Source organism: Vibrio sp. Vb1166 (assembly GCF_033338695.1).
In the GTDB taxonomy this organism is placed as follows: domain Bacteria; phylum Pseudomonadota; class Gammaproteobacteria; order Enterobacterales; family Vibrionaceae; genus Vibrio; species Vibrio alginolyticus.
This window is the reverse complement of sequence record NZ_JAWOTE010000001.1, coordinates 489,776-506,400: the sequence shown is the minus strand read 5'-3', so window position 1 is coordinate 506,400 and position 16,625 is coordinate 489,776. Positions and strand designations below refer to the sequence as shown.

13 protein-coding genes and 1 tRNA gene are annotated in these 16,625 nt (G+C 45.2%); 7 read left to right on the top strand and 7 right to left on the bottom strand.

The window, feature by feature from the left end; genetic code table 11:
• Nucleotides 1-25 precede the first annotated feature (25 nt).
• The gene (locus R7E51_RS02210) at nucleotides 26-1,234 is read right to left on the bottom strand and encodes a GGDEF domain-containing protein (RefSeq protein ID WP_005374203.1); all 1,209 of its coding nucleotides are present in this window, start codon (nucleotides 1,232-1,234) and stop codon (nucleotides 26-28) included.
• Between the two features lie 103 nt (nucleotides 1,235-1,337).
• Nucleotides 1,338-2,648 carry a branched-chain amino acid transport system II carrier protein gene (gene brnQ, locus R7E51_RS02205; protein ID WP_186585529.1) on the bottom strand — a complete coding sequence of 437 codons (1,311 nt, stop codon included), beginning with the start codon at nucleotides 2,646-2,648 and terminating at the stop codon, nucleotides 1,338-1,340.
• 836 nt (nucleotides 2,649-3,484) lie between these two features.
• Between brnQ and R7E51_RS02200 the strand changes: the two genes are divergently transcribed.
• From R7E51_RS02200 to R7E51_RS02180, 5 genes are all read left to right on the top strand, one after another.
• Complete coding sequence (locus tag R7E51_RS02200) at nucleotides 3,485-4,495, top strand: TAXI family TRAP transporter solute-binding subunit (RefSeq protein ID WP_206957424.1); 1,011 nt, start codon at nucleotides 3,485-3,487, stop codon at nucleotides 4,493-4,495.
• A gap of 88 nt (nucleotides 4,496-4,583) precedes the next feature.
• Entirely contained in the window at nucleotides 4,584-6,707 is a 2,124-nt protein-coding gene (locus R7E51_RS02195) for a TRAP transporter permease (protein ID WP_206957425.1), read from the top strand.
• 8 nt (nucleotides 6,708-6,715) lie between these two features.
• Complete coding sequence (lhgO, locus tag R7E51_RS02190; protein WP_206957427.1) at nucleotides 6,716-7,948, top strand: L-2-hydroxyglutarate oxidase; 1,233 nt, start codon at nucleotides 6,716-6,718, stop codon at nucleotides 7,946-7,948.
• A gap of 195 nt (nucleotides 7,949-8,143) precedes the next feature.
• Nucleotides 8,144-8,839, top strand: a complete 696-nt coding sequence (locus R7E51_RS02185; protein WP_005374179.1) for a glycoside hydrolase family 19 protein — start codon at nucleotides 8,144-8,146, stop codon at nucleotides 8,837-8,839.
• Nucleotides 8,784-9,311, top strand: coding sequence for a hypothetical protein (locus R7E51_RS02180; protein WP_258490556.1), 528 nt, complete (start codon nucleotides 8,784-8,786; stop codon nucleotides 9,309-9,311). The genes R7E51_RS02185 and R7E51_RS02180 overlap by 56 nt, the downstream gene beginning before the upstream one ends.
• Nucleotides 9,312-9,353: 42 nt before the next feature.
• On the opposite strand, the gene R7E51_RS02175 is transcribed toward R7E51_RS02180, so the two are convergent.
• The 3 genes from R7E51_RS02175 to R7E51_RS02165 form a co-directional block, all read right to left on the bottom strand.
• Nucleotides 9,354-9,746, bottom strand: a complete 393-nt coding sequence (locus R7E51_RS02175; RefSeq protein ID WP_206957432.1) for a cystatin — start codon at nucleotides 9,744-9,746, stop codon at nucleotides 9,354-9,356.
• Nucleotides 9,747-9,920: 174 nt separating this feature from the next.
• Entirely contained in the window at nucleotides 9,921-10,919 is a 999-nt protein-coding gene (gene cydB, locus R7E51_RS02170; RefSeq protein ID WP_054574502.1) for a cytochrome d ubiquinol oxidase subunit II, read from the bottom strand.
• 10 nt (nucleotides 10,920-10,929) lie between these two features.
• Nucleotides 10,930-12,318, bottom strand: coding sequence for a cytochrome ubiquinol oxidase subunit I (locus R7E51_RS02165; RefSeq protein WP_017635517.1), 1,389 nt, complete (start codon nucleotides 12,316-12,318; stop codon nucleotides 10,930-10,932).
• A gap of 160 nt (nucleotides 12,319-12,478) precedes the next feature.
• On the opposite strand from R7E51_RS02165, the gene R7E51_RS02160 reads away from it, so the two are divergent.
• Both R7E51_RS02160 and R7E51_RS02155 read left to right on the top strand, forming a co-directional pair.
• A complete protein-coding gene (locus R7E51_RS02160) occupies nucleotides 12,479-13,723 on the top strand; it encodes an NADH:ubiquinone reductase (Na(+)-transporting) subunit B (protein WP_167415761.1) in 1,245 nt (414 codons plus the stop codon).
• Nucleotides 13,724-14,021: 298 nt separating this feature from the next.
• A complete protein-coding gene (locus tag R7E51_RS02155) occupies nucleotides 14,022-15,422 on the top strand; it encodes a tryptophanase (protein WP_203345267.1) in 1,401 nt (466 codons plus the stop codon).
• A 78-nt stretch (nucleotides 15,423-15,500) separates the two neighbouring features.
• On the opposite strand, the gene R7E51_RS02150 is transcribed toward R7E51_RS02155, so the two are convergent.
• Complete coding sequence (locus R7E51_RS02150) at nucleotides 15,501-16,112, bottom strand: DUF2913 family protein (RefSeq protein ID WP_017819727.1); 612 nt, start codon at nucleotides 16,110-16,112, stop codon at nucleotides 15,501-15,503.
• Nucleotides 16,113-16,144: 32 nt separating this feature from the next.
• Nucleotides 16,145-16,228, bottom strand: a tRNA-Leu gene (locus R7E51_RS02145).
• Between the last annotated feature and the right edge of the window lie 397 nt (nucleotides 16,229-16,625).

The following is a 16,625-nucleotide window of genomic DNA, read 5'->3' as shown; positions in this document are numbered from 1 at the left end:
TAAAATCATTGGCATAACAAACATGTTATGCGCTTTTGGCAGGAGCTGGGACAAACTTATAATTTAGGTCTTTACCTTCTCCAAACAAGGTAACGAGGTTCCTTCCAGTATGTTTAGAGCTATATAGCGCTTCGTCTGCTTCAGCAAGCGCCTCTTGAAGTGATTGCCCCTCAGATAACTGACTGATACCAAAGCTCATGGTCACTTCAGTTTTAAATGATTGCAAAGCGGTTTCAGTTTCGACCGCAAGGCGAATTTGCTCTGCGACAATTTTGGCTTGTTGTGCTTTTTCGAGCAAAACAATCATGAACTCGTCACCACCAAATCGCACAATGCAGGCTGACTCAGGAAGATGCTTTTTAAAAATAGTGGAGATCGTTGCCATGACGGAGTCGCCAACCGTGTGACCATAGTGATCATTAATCGCTTTGAACTTGTCGACATCAGTCATAATAATGCTGATTGCTTGGCTTTTTTTATGTGCTTTACTAACCAAGTTTGGAACGATTTCTTCCATGGCTCGACGATTATATAGCCCTGTGAGTGCATCTAAATGAGAGAGATCATTTATGGATTGCACCAAGCGTCCGTTAATTAACCACAGCATACTAAAGCTCAAAGCAACGATCAGGCAGATGCTAAATAAGAAAGTCAGCTGATGGATAAGGCCTGCGACCATAAAACTTGGTAACTCACCTGAAAAAGTACTCCAAAGCGCCCTAAATCCCATAAAAAAACTAAATCCAAAGAAAGAGTAAGCCATTGCTTTAACAGGGAGCTTTAAGTCCTTTTGGGTACCTTTAAGCATGGCGACACCACTAAAGAAGGTGACGATACAAATATACATGCTCAGATAAATAATGCGGCTTTTGATAGAAGGGTCATGGAAGGTGAAATAGTAAAATGAACCACTGAAAACAGGTGTTAACAAGGTAAGACAGTGAGCCAATTTTAAAGGATATTGACGAAAAATGCTTACGCTATATAGCGTAAGCAAGAAGCCGACTAATATGAGAGTGTTGGCTATGACGATGGTCAGCCAGTCTGGCGCAGAGCCTCTAAAGCCAAGTAAAAAAGGGCCTAAACCAATAAACAGTAGTGATATCGAGAAGGTTTTTAAGCCTTTGACTCTACCCTGAGTGTATTGATAACAAAGCAGACTAATAGAGTAAATGCAAGAGAACAGAATAACGATAAAGTTCAGTGTTCTGATGTCTAGATACTGATTATCCATAGGCGACCCATATCAATCTTTCATTCAGGCAACTCCTTTGCCTGATATCAATAAGCGAGCTACATAGTAACGCACTTATTGAGCGATGTCTTATGTTAAACGGCTATTCATTCACCAGCTCGAATTGTTCGGTTTGGTTGGTTTTCGTCGTAAACAGCAGACCAACAATCATCATAAATACGCTAGGCACAATCCAGCTAGCAAAGTCATTGTACAGAGGCATGTAATTACCCATCCACTCATCAGTGGAACTTGGCATGTAACCTAGGATGTGCAGCGCATCAACACAACCAAACATTAGAGCAGTGAACGCGGTTGCGACGACCATGATTTGCGACATCTTGTCGCGCACTGGTGCCATGATCATCAATGCAATCGCTACTGGGTGAAGCGCCACAACCGCTGGTAATGTGATAGCCAATAGTTGCTCTAGACCTACGTTGGCGATCAAACCAGCCAATACCATGGTCGTGATAACGCAGCCTTTGTAGTTCACTTTGCTGAAAGTGTTGTCGTAAAACTCACTGCCTGCTGTGGTTACGCCGATAGCAGTAGTCAAACACGCCAATACCATCACGGCACCTAGTAATAGTGAGCCAAATGCGCCGAAGTGGCTGAAGGTGAATGCCGTTAAAATGTCGCCACCATTGCTGAACTCAGAACCCAAGTATGAGCTTGTCGAACCAATGTAAGCCAATGAGATGTAAACAAATGCCATGGCAACCGCGTACATCAAAGCTGCAATTAGCGTGTATTTTGCGGTCGCTTTCGGGCAATCTACACCCATGCTGCGAATCGCACGGAAGATGATCCAACCAAAACCGATAGAACCTAGCGCATCCATGGTCATGTAGCCTTGGGTCAAGCCTTCAGCAAATGCACCAGATAGGTATGGTCCCGTTGCGGCAGTTAGCTCACCTGCAGGAGAAACCAAAGCCGTCACAGACATGATGATCAAGATTGCCATCAAGGCAGGCGTTAAGATCTTGCCTAGGTTGTCGACCAATTTACCCGGATATAGGGCAAATAGAATGGTGATAGCACAGAAGGCAATAGTGAAAGGCACCAAAGCTGCATCACCAAACATTGGCGCAAAGCTAAATTGGTAAGCCACGGTAATTGCACGTGGGATCACGAACGCAGGGCCAATCACAATAAATACCATCACCCAAAAACTGGTCGCCAAAGGTTTAGGTAGGGCGGCGGTTAATTTGTCTGAACCGTTTACGATAGCCACCATCACCAGTGCCATCGCAGGCAGACCTACACCCGTCAAGAGGAAGCCAGACATCCCGCTCAGAAAGTTTTCACCTGCTTGGTAACCCAAAAATGGAGGGAAGATCAGGTTACCCGCGCCTAAGTACATGGCGAAAGTCATGAAGCCCAAAGCGGCGATATTACGTGCGCTTAACATTGTTATTCCTCTTATGTTTCGCTTGGAAGAAACTGAAAGGAATGGAAGGAGTATGTGGTGTTCCCGTCAGCTTCTTCTCAAGCTGACAGAAAGTTTAGATATAGCCTGTCAGCTCTGAATCAGTTTCAGAGAGAGCAGGAGGATCGCAGCAGCAACGCCAGATGGGCGTTTTAAAGCGAATTGTAATTGCGCAGTTGCTGACATGGGTGATCCTTAAAGACGAAAAAATACCAAGGAATATGTTTGCCTTGGTGTGTTGTTACACTAACGAACATAGGGCCATTGGCACAACCCCGAAGTAGAAAATAAGTTGATACGGTCAATGTTTGTTTCTGAACTGGTGGATCGAGCTGCTTTTTAAATTCAAAATTAGAATAAATGACTTTTCATTTCTGTAACATGGCTTGCTTTGCTGTATTTTTGTGCTATTTGAAGTCGTTTAGGCTATAAACCTTAGCTGATAAAGTGAGCAGTTTAGAATGATACGCTTTTTCTTCTTATTGTTAAGATGCTCATTAGCTGCAGTTCAATCCAAAATTGCATCGGCAAAATATTGCTTATTAGTGAATCGTGCATTTATTTTGTCTTGATCACATTTTATTAACCTTTTGCGATCTAGGCGTACAACCTTCTCATCTTAGATAGGCAAGATCTTGCTCATTGCTTTGCTATCAAATCAGCAGAATCTTGCTCATTTTTGATGTCTTTCAGCTCTTAGTTCAATAAATACAAAGGTTTAAAAGTTGGCATTTCAATTGCTCTAGGGAATGTGTTGTTAATAAAGGTTTAACATGATGTAAATCCCCAATCGTGAAACGACTACACGGAGAGTAATAATGAAAATGAATAAGCTGGTAAAAGCTTTGGCTGTCGCTGTGACTTCTTTTGGTATTGCTGCTAACGCTGCGGCAGAAGATCGTAGCTACATTCTTGCAACGGCATCGACAGGTGGTACTTACTACCCTGTGGGCGTAGCGTTGGCGACGTTAAGCAAAGTGAAATTGGCACCAAAGCACCACTTCTCCCTTTCTGCAATCAGCTCTGCGGGCTCTGGTGAAAACGTCAAACTACTGAACGAAAACGAAGCACAGTTCGCGATTCTGCAAGGTCTTTACGGTGCATGGGCTTGGTCTGGTGAAGGTCCTTATGAGAAGAGCGGTCGCCAAGAGCAGTTGCGTTCGGTCTCTATGCTGTGGCAAAACGTTGAGCACTTTATTGTTCGCTCTGACCTAGCAAAAACGGGCACAGTGACTGACCTGAACAACCTAGATGACAAGAAGTTCTCTATCGGTAAGAAGAACTCAGGTACTGAGAACTCTGGTCGCCAAATCATGAAAGGTCTGAAAGTAGATCCTGATAAATTCAACCTTGCTTACATGGGCTACGGCGGTAGTGCGAGCGCACTTCAAAACGGCACCATTGACGGTATGAACACGCCTGCGGGTGTACCTGTTGGTGCGGTTACTCAAGCTTTTGCTGCGTTGGGTAAAGACATTTCGATCCTTTCGTTTACTGACGAGCAAATCAAAGAGGCGAACGGCAACTACAACCTATGGACGAAGTACGAGATCCCTGCGAACACGTATCCAGGTCTAGATAAGCCGATCACCACCATTGCACAGCCTAACTTCTTGGCAGTTCGTGAAGATATCTCGGAAGAGGACGTTTACCAGCTAACCAAAGCGATCTACGAGAACCTGCCTTTCCTACAAGGTATTCATAAAGCAACCAAAGCAATGGCAATTGAGAAAGCAATTGCAGGCTTGCCAGTGCCTCTTCACCCAGGTGCGGTGCGTTACTACAAAGAAATGGGCATCGAAATCCCATCAGACCTAATGGCGAAATAACGCCAACTTCGCCCCGAGTTTCGGCTCGGGGCATTTTATCCCTACCGATTTCTAAGATGGAAAAAGCCGCCAGAGCTTGGAGTATGAGATGAGCGACTCAATAGAAAAGGAATTGCAGAAATTTGAGCTGCCCACGCGCACTGATTTTCCGTGGGTAACCACCACAATCACAGTGTTTGGCGTGGTGTTGTCTGCTTTGCACATTTGGTTTAATACCTTATCGACGTTACCAGAGTTATGGATTTCCGCGACCCACTTTGCTGGCTTTGCGGTGATTTGTGCGCTTTGTTATCCGGCTCATATCTCTCTTAAGCAGAGTAAGATTGCACTCGGCATCGATGTGTTAATTGCCATGGGCGCAGTCGCGTGTTTGCTCTACATTCCCTATGCCGAAGATGCGCTGTATGAACGTGGCGTCAAGTTCGTGACCAGCGATTGGGTCTTCGCCATCATGGCAATCCTGATTGTGATTGAGCTTATCCGACGCACCATGGGTTGGTTTATTCCAGTGCTGATTGTGGTGTGTTTAAGCTACGTTGTGCTTTGGGGTAAGTGGGCGACAGGTATTTTCCACTTCCCGGGTTTGAGCATGGAAACCTTGCTCTACCGTAGCTTCTATTCTTCTGAGGGCATGTTTGGCTCTATCTCGCGCATCAGTTGGACTTTCGTATTCATGTTCATTCTGTTTGGTGCGTTTCTTGTGCGCTCTGGTGTCGGTGATTACATCATCAATGTGGCACGTGCTGCGGCTGGCAAAATCATTGGTGGTCCCGGTTTTATCGCAGTGATTGGCTCGGGATTGATGGGCTCAGTATCTGGATCTAGTGTGGCAAATACGGTTTCAACTGGTGTTATCAGTATTCCTTTAATGCAAAAAGCAGGTTTCCCTTCGCGCTTCGCGGCGGGCGTTGAAGCTGCGGCGTCGACAGGTGGTCAGTTGATGCCACCTGTGATGGGAGCGGGTGCTTTCATAATGGCGTCTTACACGCAAATTCCTTATGTTGATATTATTGCCGTTTCTTTCATTCCTGCTCTTATCTATTTCTTGTCTGTGGCGTTCTTTGTGCGTATTGAAGCCAAACGCAGCGGCGTTCAAAAAATCACGACAAGTGATGAATCTCTATTAAAAGTGCTGATCAGCGGTTGGCACAACCTTATCCCACTGGCGGTATTGGTCACTTTGTTGGTTCAAGGTTTTACACCGACTTACGCTGCAGGTTTGTCAATCATTTCTGTGGTGGTGGCTTCTTGGTTCTCGAAAGATCATAAGATGGGACCAAAAGCGATCATCGAAGCGCTATCGCAAGGTGCAAAGAACATGGCGACAACCGCCGTATTGCTGGTGGGTATCGGTTTGGTGATCAACGTGATCAGTACAACTGGCATCGGCAACACCTTCTCACTGATGATCGACGGTTGGGCGAATGGCGACTTGTTCATCATGATCGTTCTGATTGCGCTCGCTTCTCTTGTTTTAGGTATGGGTTTACCTGTGACAGCGGCGTATATTGTATTGGGTACTCTGTCTGCCCCTGCGCTTTACAAGTTAATTGCCGAAAACCAATTGCTTGAATTGATGGTGTCGGGTCAATTGCCTGAACAAGCAAAAGCTATCTTCATGTTGGCGGCGCCAGAAAAGTTGGAACTGCTTAATGCACCAATGGCGTTGGAAACCGCGAAAGAAATGGTGGCGCTAGTACCTGCGGACTTTATGGAAACCCTACTAGAGCAAAGTTTGGGTATGGAAGCGGTAGGCTTGGCATTGCTGGCTGCTCACCTCATCATCTTCTGGTTATCGCAAGACAGTAACGTAACGCCTCCAGTGTGTTTGACCGCATTTGCAGCGGCAACCATCGCGAAAACACCTCCAATGCGTACCGGCCTGATGGCGTGGAAAATCGCTAAAGGTTTGTATCTTGTACCGCTACTTATTGCCTATACAGGCTTGGTCAGTTGGGATGTGACGTCGGTAATTACCGTAGGCTTCTTTGCCATCATCGGTACCTATGCATTGATTGGTGCGATTGAAGGCTACTTGGAAGGTCCTCTAAACATTCTGACGCGTCTCTTGTTGGTAGTGGTGGGTACATTGCTGGTTTGGCACGATATCCCAATGTTGGTTCGTGTGGCAAGCTGCGCGGTATTTGTCGCGGTGTTCATTTACAGTGGTCGCAAGTTCAAATTGCAACAATCTCAACTATCGGTTTTATAAGAGGTCGTATGAAATCAGTCTATGACTACATCATTGTTGGTGGCGGTATCGTTGGTGTGTCGACAGCATGGCAACTACAGCAACGTCATCCAGACAAATCCATTTTATTGGTTGAGAAAGAGTCCGGTTTTGCCCAGCACCAAACCGGACACAATAGCGGCGTGATTCATGCCGGGGTGTACTACGCACCGGGCAGCTTAAAAGCGGATTTTTGTAAGCGTGGGGTAGAGCGAACCATTTCGTTCTGCGCCGAGCACGATATTCCGGTGGAGAACTGTGGCAAGTTACTGGTTGCGACCAATGAGCAAGAAGTCGAACGCATGAATGCCCTCTATGAGCGCTGCCATGTCAACGGCATCGACGTAAAGCTACTCGATGAAGTTCAACTTAAACTGGCTGAACCAAACATCACGGGATTGGGCGCGATTTATGTCAAAACCACCAGTATTGTGGACTATCGTTTGGTCACTGAGCAGATGGCGGAAGAGTTCAAAAAGCTCGGCGGTCAAATCAGCTTGAGAACCAAAGTGGTGGCTGCCGAAGAGAAGGACGAAGAAGTTCAACTGACCTGTATTTCAGACGGTCAAACCATGCAGCTCAATGCTAAGTTCTTGGTTACTTGCAGCGGCTTGATGGCGGATCGCATGACGAAGATGATGTCTATTCCGACCGATTTCCAAATCATCCCTTATCGTGGTGAATACTACCGCTTAGATAGCAAACACGACCAAGTGGTGAATCATCTTATTTATCCAATTCCCGACCCTGATTTGCCATTCTTGGGCGTCCACCTGACTCGCATGATTGATGGCAGTGTGACCGTAGGTCCAAATGCGGTGCAAGGCTGGAAGCGAGAAGGGTACGACAAGGTTAACTTCAGCTTGCAAGATACCATGCAAATGCTGAGCTTCTCCGGTTTCTGGAAGGTGACACAAAAGCATCTAAAAACCGGATTGGATGAGTTTAAGAACTCGTGGTGGAAGCCGGGCTATCTCAAGCTGGTCAATAAATACTGCCCAAGCATCAAGGTAGACGATCTCAAACCATATCCTGCGGGTATTCGTGCGCAAGCGGTGTTATCCGACGGAACCTTGGTTCATGACTTCTTGTTTGCCGAAAGCGCCAGAAGCCTGCACGTTTGCAACGCCCCCTCTCCAGCAGCGACATCTGCAATGCCTATTGGAGAGTACATTTGCGATAAAGTAAATGAGAAGATAGAGGAGAAAACCGAGACGGTTTAACAGTAAAAAGCCATGTTAAAATATATGAGCGAAAAGAATGCTTTTCTAGAATATTGACTGGTATGTTATTTGCCGCACAATAATGTAATTAGTATGTAAGAAATGGTTTTAAAATGTCGTAATACAATGTCAACTTCAAATTTTATAGGTGATTTTTTGTTCTTTCAGTTTTAATCTTCATCAGATGGAGGGACTATGATTACAAAACAGCACCTTAGAAAAGTATGGAAGAATGAAACTAAAGTTTCAGAAGACTATTTAGTGATTATAAGCAAAGAACTTTCTATGAAGATCTCTGAATGTAAGTTAGACAGTGAACTGAGACTGTCACACTTTGTCGCTCAATTAGCAAAAGAGGTTGGTCCTGGAATGAGAATGGAGGAAAACCTGAATTATTCAGTTCAAGGATTGAAAAGCACTTTCAGAGTCTATCGGAATAGGCCGGCGTTAGCTGAAAAGCACGGGAGAAAAAATGCCATCAATCAAAAAGCAAACCAAGAAGCGATAGCAAATAATGCCTATGCCATGAAAATAGGCAATGGTGATGCAAGTACCGGAGATGGATGGAAATATCGCGGTAGAGGAATGATACAGTTAACAGGGAAAGGAAACTATTTAGCGACAGAAAGCATACACGCAAATATTTGGAACGAAAATACGAGTTTCTCTTCTTCGCCTCAGTTAGTTGCTCAACCTAAATATGCCATCAGGACTGCTATGATTTTTTGGCTGAAGAATAAGCTATATTTAAAAGCCGATAAGGGAGCATCTAGAACGGTGACTGATAGTATTACTAGGGTTATTAATAAAAATACAGATTCATATGGACAACGACATGAGATATTTACCGAACTGTATAAAAAAGGCATTTTCAAAGAAATTTTTAAGTAGGGCTTTTGGAGCTTGTTTGATAGTACATTACCCTGCATTTTCCTTTCAGTTAACTAGTGTCGACGATGGTTATTTGCTGACTGATAATAAGTTTGAATCGGATTATATGGTATATACTCCGGGCGCGAAGGAAGCGGAAATTACTGATGCATATGACTTCACTTGTGTTGGTAGCAAAATCGAAGTGGTTAAAGTTAGAAGTGAAATTAACAATGCCGTGACTCATGGAGAGCAGCTCCAATATTACTTTTTTCTTGTTACTGAGAATAAAGCTTACTGGCCACTTAGAATTGTTGAATCTTTCCAGACCGTGGACAAAGATTCCCAGGAATTAGTGTCAGAACATTTACCTTTCACAAAAAATGATGACCTTGGGTTAGCTTGTGATTTAGTTAGGCCTCAGGTTGAAAGCTATTACTTTTCCCAAGCTTTTGAAGCGATACCTAAACATACCAACAATAAAGGCGACTGAATCAGTCGACTTTATTGTGTCGTAAAGTTGTAGTGTCTATTGCTATTTAGGGCAGAGTTCCCCTTTCTTGGCGTGTCTTTCTATCATGTAATCGCCTCGGGCACTGTGCAATACAATTGCATTCCAGACCTGACCATCTTGCAACTCGAACTCAAACGCATAATGGGTGCCGCCGACCATTTTCGTTCTCACCTCATGAATTGCTTTCAATTTATCATCGGCATTCATTTGATAAAGCACCATGTTGAGTGAGCGTCTGGCGTCAGGAGTTGCTTCAGCAAGTTGCCAATGGCCCTGCTCGTCTGTTGCGGAGCAAATAGACCGCATTTTACTTTTCATGACGGATGACATCTGCTTGTCTACGGCCAATGCATTTGGTGAAAACAGTGGAACCGTCAAAAGAATCAAAGTTACCAGAAACCGCTTTAAGGTCATAAAAACACTCCGTTGTTTTACTCTTGCTTGAGTATAGACCTCAATGGCTTCAGATGTGGTGCAGTAGACTCTGGGCCTACAATATCGCAGTTCGTATCAACGAACTGATGATAAACAAGGCGACCACGCTTGCCAGCCAAATGCCAATGAACCACAAAATGGGTTTTAGTTTCATCAGTGATATCCTTCTCCACGTTTCATCTTGCCGCGGAAAACCCAGTACGAATAAGCCGTGTAGGCTATGATCAGAGGAAGTAATACCACCGCACCGGCAAGTAAAAATGCCAAACTTTTGTCTGGCGCGGCGACGTCTTGATAAGTGAGTGCGAATGGGACCAAGTAAGGGAATGTACTGACACCGAAACCCATCGCGGACACAAGAAACAGGCCGATCGCAAGAACGTAGGCTCGGACGGCTTTGTGGTCGAGTAAGGCTTTGAATAACTGCCAAATAAGTGCCGCAGTAATAATTGGTAAAATGAAAAACAGTAGCGAGTTTGGTAATGAGAACCAACGTTCAAAGACGATATTTTGGCTCAATGGCAGCCACAAACTGGCGATGAATATACAGGCTACCATCGCTAGTCCCCATCGTCGCGCGACCACGTAATAGCGCCCCATCAGCTCTTCTGGAAGCTTGATTAATAACCAGCATGAACCGAGCAGAATATAAGCACAAACAAGCGCCAGGCCACAAAATACGCTAAATGGTGAAAGCCAATCAAACCATCCACCTGCGTATGCTCGTTCACTAACCTCTATACCTTGGAGCAGGGTTCCGAGCATAATGCCTTGCATCAATGCCGCGGTGAGTGAACCAATGAAAAAAGCGCTATCCCATAAAAACTTTCCGCGTTGTGTTCGGAAGCGATACTCAAAAGAAACCCCGCGCAGAATTAACCCGAGCAGCATTAAAATTAGGGGAGCATAGAGTGCTGGCATAATGACCGCGTAGGCGAGGGGGAACACGGCAAAAAGCCCACCACCGCCAAGAACTAGCCAAGTTTCATTCCCATCCCAAACAGGAGCGATGCTGTTCATCATCATGTCGCGCTCTTCATCGTCATTAGCGCTGAGGAATAGGATACCAATACCGAGATCAAAGCCATCTAACACGACATAAATCAGAACGGCGAGCCCAATCAAAGCGTACCAAATTAATGCGTAATCCATGAGTTAGCTCCTAGGTTAGATGGTTAGAATGTGTGATGGCATCGGTTTTCGTGCCATCAGGAAGTCGGCTATCTAGGCCTTCTTCATATCGAGTTGGAGACTTACGCATCAAACGTAGGAGATAGAAGAAGCCAGCTCCAAAAACCACAAAGTAAACCACGATGAACGCCGTCAGGGAGACGCTCACCGCGGCGGCATCAATAGGCGATGCCGAATTGGCTGTGGTTAAAAGACCGTATACGGTGTAAGGCTGTCGACCGACTTCGGTAGTTATCCAGCCTGCTAAAACTGCAATGAACCCCGCTGGGGCAAACAGGACACAAATACGTTGAAGTGCCCTTGAATCAAAAAGTTTGCGACGTTTTCTTAGCCAAAGGCTCCACAAACCAATAACAAGCATGCCAAAACCAAGCGCGACCATTACTCGGAAAGACCAGAAAACGATAGAGACAGGAGGGTGTTCCTCCTCTGGAAAAGCATCTAATCCCTTCACTTCACCGTTGAGGTCATGAGTTAAGATCAAACTACCGAGTTTGGGGATTTCCAGTGCGTATTCCATGCGTTTTTCTTCATCGTTAGGGATACCGAAGAGGATCAATGGCGCGCCTTGGTGAGACTCATAGTGCCCTTCCATCGCGGCGACTTTGGCGGGTTGATGTTCAAGGGTGTTTAAACCATGCATGTCTCCAGCAACGATTTGAATTGGTGTCACGATGGCAGCCATCCACATTGCCATCGAGAACATAATTCTGGCAAGAGGGTTATGGTTTGCTTTTAGTAAGTGATAAGCGGCAACGCCGGCTACAACAAAGGCAGTAGTAAGGTAAGCGGCGAGCAACATATGAACGAGCCGGTAAGGGAAGGAAGGGTTGAAGACAATCGCCCACCAGTCTTCTGGGATAAACTGTCCGGCTTCGTTGATACTGTAGCCCGCTGGTGTTTGCATCCAACTATTAACCGAAAGTATCCAAAACGCAGACAAAAACGTCCCGAATGCAACAATACAAGTCGCGGCGAAGTGAAGCTTCTTACCCACCTTATCCATACCGAAAAGCATCACGCCTAAAAACCCCGCTTCGAGGAAAAACGCAGTAAAAACTTCATAACCCATTAGCGGGCCCAGGATTGGGCCTGTTTTGTCGGCAAACACGCTCCAGTTAGTACCGAATTGATAGCTCAACACGATGCCACTCACCACACCCATACCAAAACTGATGGCAAAGATTTTGAGCCAGTACTTATAGATTTGCATGTACTGTTTGTTGCCCGTTTTTAAGTACAAGCCCTCTAATACAGCGAGATAACTTGCCAAACCAATCGTAAAAGCTGGAAAAATAATGTGGAAAGAGACAGTAAAGGCAAATTGGAATCTAGCTAGGTCAATGGCGAGTGTGTCCATGAGCGGTCCCTTTTTCGTTGGATAAAACTGTTCGCCGGATTTAAAGAGGAGACAGAAGAGTGGCGAACAAGGTGAAATACGAAGAAGGAAGACGAAGAGATTAAAAAACGATCGCTTTTTACACATGTGCGTACCATCTTTTAGATAAAGGAGGAGTGTTATGAGCCTTAAACATTACTTTGAGAAAGCGACACCTAAGTTTGGTCCAGGTGGGAAGTATCACAAGTTCTACCCACTTTTCGAAGCTGTCGAAACCATTTTTTACACGCCTGGTAAGGTAAACCAGGGCATGACTCACGTTCGAGATAGCATCGATTTAAAACGTATTATGATCATGGTGTGGTTGGCGGTCTTCCCTGCCATGTTCTGGGGTATGTACAACATAGGCCAGCAAGCGAGTGATGCCTTGTTGTATGGAATGGAACAAGCCTCAGCTCAGCAAGCGCTTGTTTCTTCATGGCAACTGAGTTGGGTATGGGGCTCGTTAGATGCGGTTTCACAAGCGGGGTGGGAAAGTAAAATGTGGCTTGGTGCTACTTACTTTCTCCCGGTTTATGCGACGGTGTTTATCGTTGGTGGTTTCTGGGAAGTTCTGTTTGCTATTGTGCGAAAGCATGAGGTGAATGAAGGTTTTTTTGTCAGCTCTATACTCTTTGCGCTGATCCTTCCTCCGACAATTCCACTATGGCAAGCGGCTTTAGGTATCACTTTCGGTATTGTTGTGGCGAAGGAGATTTTCGGTGGTACTGGACGAAACTTCCTAAATCCAGCTTTAGCAGGGCGAGCGTTCTTATACTTTGCCTATCCTGCCAACATGTCCGGTGGTGCTGTGTGGGTCGCGGCTGATGGTTACTCTGGCGCTACTCCACTTAGTCAATGGTATGAAGGCGGGCAAAGTGCTTTGATAAATAATATGACAGGACAAACAATTTCATGGGGAGATGCTTTTGTTGGTAATTTACCAGGCTCGATGGGTGAAGTCTCCACGTTGTTGATCGCACTAACAGGCTTGGTTCTCATCTTTATGAAGATTGCATCGTGGAGAATTGTTGCGGGCGTGTTGGTCGGTTTAATCGGAGCTTCACTACTATTGAATGCGATCGGTTCAGACTCTAACCCCATGTTCTCCATGCCGTTCTACTGGCACTTCGTGATTGGTGGGGTTGCGTTTGGTACCTTCTTTATGGCGACAGACCCTGTCTCGGCAGCTTTTACCAATAACGGGAAATGGGTATACGGACTATTAATCGGTGTGATGACGATTTTTATCCGAGTGCTGAACCCGGCTTATCCAGAAGGCATCATGTTAGCGATTCTATTTGCTAACTTATTCGCGCCACTTTTCGATTACTTAGTCAAAGAAAGTAATATCAAACGCAGAATGAAAAGGGCGAGACCTTCTTAAAATGAGGGTGACCTCACTGAAAATTGATTGAAAACTACACTATATTGAAAAGGTCAGAGACATGGGGTTTCTGACCTTTTATTTTTATCAGGAGGACGAAGACGATGAGAATAAAGGATATTCTCGATAGCCGTTTGGTGCTGTCGTTCTGGTATAACCTAGACTACTGCTTGTCTCTTCTTAGTAAAATCTCTTCTCGTTGATTTCCTCAATGCAATCGCATTGAAAAGCATTCTATCTATTTGTTTTTTAGTCTTACGTGAAACTGCGTAGGGCAATGCGTATAAGGAAATTAACAATGAAACGTATTCCAGAACCTTTCCGTATCAAAATGGTTGAGCCAATCAAAATGACGACTTTGTCAGACCGTGAAGTCGCGTTAAAAGAAGCGGGCTATAATCCATTTCTTCTTCGTAGTGATGATGTTTATATCGATTTGCTGACTGACTCTGGCACTGGTGCCATGAGTGATAATCAGTGGGCTGGCATCATGATGGGGGATGAATCCTATGCGGGGAGTCGAAATTACTACAACCTGTGTGATGCAGTGGAGCACTTCTTCGGTTATAAGCTCACCGTGCCAGCACACCAAGGGCGTGGTGCCGAGCAAATTTTGTTCCCCGCTTTGATTGAGCGTATGCGTCAGGTGCGTGGTGGCGAAACGCCAGTCTTTATCTCGAACTACCATTTTGATACCACAGCGGGTCACATTGAACTCAATGGCGGTAAAGCGATTAACGTGGTAACGGAAGAAGCATTCGACACCACTACGCCTTATGATTGGAAGGGCAATTTTGATATCGATAAGCTGGTGGCAACAATTGAAGCGCACGGCTCGCATAACATTTGTGCAATTATCACCACGATTACTTGTAATAGCTCCGGTGGTCAGCCTGTGTCGATGGAAAACATGCGCAGTGTGTACGAGATTGCAACCAAGTACGATATTCCAGTGGTGATTGACTCGGCTCGTTACTGTGAGAACGCCTACTTTATCAAGCAGCGTGAAGCGGGTTACGAGAATAAATCGATTCTGGAAATCATCCGTGAGATGTACCAGTACGGTGATATGCTCACCATGTCAGCTAAGAAAGACCCGATGGTAAACATTGGTGGCATGTGTTGTATTCGTGATCATAAGGAGTTGTTCCAGGCGGTGCAGACGCGCTGCGTACCCATGGAAGGATTTGTAACATACGGTGGCATGGCTGGGCGTGATATGGAAGCGCTCGCTCGCGGTTTGTATGAAGCCGCGGATGAGGATTTTCTTCACTATAGAATTAGCCAAGTTCAATACTTAGGTGAGCGCTTACGTGAAGGCGGTATTCCGATTCAATACCCAACGGGTGGTCATGCGGTGTTTGTGGATGCCGCTAAGATTTTGCCACATATTCCAGCGGATCAGTTTCCTGCGCAGGTATTGTGTAATGCTTTGTACTTGGAAGCGGGTATTCGAGCAGTAGAGATAGGATCGTTGCTGCTTGGTCGAGATCCGGAAACGGGTAAACAAAAAGCGTCAGAGCTTGAGTTGATGCGTTTGACCATTCCACGTCGTGTCTACACAAACGATCATATGGATTACATTGCGGATGCGATTATCGAACTGAAAAATTGTGCACATGAGTTAAAAGGGCTCACTTTCGAGTACGAGCCACCAGTGCTTCGCCACTTTACTGCTCGATTTAAAGAGATCGATTAACTCAAGTTTAAATCTAGATAAGCAAAAGGCCGCGAGTTTCACGGCCTTTTTCGATTCGTTTATTTCTTAGCGTTACAGTTACGCTAACTCTAATGTGATGCGAACGAACTGGTCGTCTTGATACTGCACTTCATAATTGAAGGTACCACTGGCGTAAATGCTGCCAAGGAAAAGTGAGCGTTGACTCATTGGTCCGCGGAACAGCATCGAAATAGGAGCGATTAGGGCGTTATTATCATCGAAGTGCTGATTTAAGTTCTCAGAAAGCACACACAGCAAACAGCCGTGTTGGTCGTGAGATAAGTCGACGTCTTCCGGTCGAGATAATAACACGGTAGTCCCCAGTTTCTTCTCAATCTCGTTGATCAGCAGCAAGTAGCTATCTAGATCGGGTTGAGGGTTGCTGGGTTTGTCTGCACCGACGCAGCGCTCGAGTAATACTTCCAGATTTCCGTTCTCACCTTTTGCCTGCTGAGTCAAAGACTTTAACGGCTTTTTAATCAGCTTATAGCGATTACTCTTCAGTTTTGGTTTCAGCCATTTCTGAAGTAAGTCATTACGTTCTTTAAGGGAGAGGCCATGCGAGGACGCGTGAATTTTAAAGTGCAGGTGTAATAAAGCGTGAACCGCAAGCTCACTCAGAAGTTGATTAGCATCTGTAGACTGTCTTGCCTGCTTAGAACTTTGCATTACACTCGAACAAAATTAGGGAAGAAGGATAATGGTGCCGAGAGAGGGACTCGAACCCTCACACCAAAGGCACTAGCACCTCATGCTAGCGTGTCTACCAATTTCACCATCTCGGCATCATGATGCTCTGAATACTCAGAGGCCTCGAAAGAAGCAACGCGAATTATAACCAAAATCCACCTGTTGGCGAGAGCAAAATGACGAATTTTGGCTCTTTCGAGTTTGATTGCATATTTATTGGTCACTTTTATGTTTTTTACCATCAACGCCTATCCTTATTTCCTTACTTTTATTAATGGTATGACGATGAAAGAGTGCTTTTGCCTAAATTTTGAACGCTTGAACGTTTGCGTAAATAAATGTGATGAATATCTCTTTTTGTTGGCTATACTTGCGTCCCGTTTAAGCGGGAATTAGGGTTTAGTTGTTCAGGACCCTTACCCATACAAGCCGTCACATGGAGCAGGCCAAGCAACATGCTCGCCAGCAGTGAATGACCCCACGGACCGGACC

Bases quoted from the DNA above. Each gene is read 5' to 3' on its own strand.
- cydB (WP_054574502.1), bottom strand. From the start codon at position 10,919: ATGGATTACGCATTAATTTGGTACGCTTTGATTGGGCTCGCCGTTCTG.
- R7E51_RS02185 (WP_005374179.1), top strand. From the start codon at position 8,144: ATGATTACAAAACAGCACCTTAGAAAAGTATGGAAGAATGAAACTAAA.
- R7E51_RS02180 (WP_258490556.1), top strand. From the start codon at position 8,784: ATGAGATATTTACCGAACTGTATAAAAAAGGCATTTTCAAAGAAATTT.
- R7E51_RS02160 (WP_167415761.1), top strand. From the start codon at position 12,479: ATGAGCCTTAAACATTACTTTGAGAAAGCGACACCTAAGTTTGGTCCA.
- lhgO (WP_206957427.1), top strand. From the start codon at position 6,716: ATGAAATCAGTCTATGACTACATCATTGTTGGTGGCGGTATCGTTGGT.
- R7E51_RS02210 (WP_005374203.1), bottom strand. From the start codon at position 1,234: ATGGATAATCAGTATCTAGACATCAGAACACTGAACTTTATCGTTATT.
- R7E51_RS02155 (WP_203345267.1), top strand. From the start codon at position 14,022: ATGAAACGTATTCCAGAACCTTTCCGTATCAAAATGGTTGAGCCAATC.
- R7E51_RS02200 (WP_206957424.1), top strand. From the start codon at position 3,485: ATGAAAATGAATAAGCTGGTAAAAGCTTTGGCTGTCGCTGTGACTTCT.
- brnQ (WP_186585529.1), bottom strand. From the start codon at position 2,648: ATGTTAAGCGCACGTAATATCGCCGCTTTGGGCTTCATGACTTTCGCC.
- R7E51_RS02165 (WP_017635517.1), bottom strand. From the start codon at position 12,318: ATGGACACACTCGCCATTGACCTAGCTAGATTCCAATTTGCCTTTACT.
- R7E51_RS02195 (WP_206957425.1), top strand. From the start codon at position 4,584: ATGAGCGACTCAATAGAAAAGGAATTGCAGAAATTTGAGCTGCCCACG.
- R7E51_RS02175 (WP_206957432.1), bottom strand. From the start codon at position 9,746: ATGACCTTAAAGCGGTTTCTGGTAACTTTGATTCTTTTGACGGTTCCA.
- R7E51_RS02150 (WP_017819727.1), bottom strand. From the start codon at position 16,112: ATGCAAAGTTCTAAGCAGGCAAGACAGTCTACAGATGCTAATCAACTT.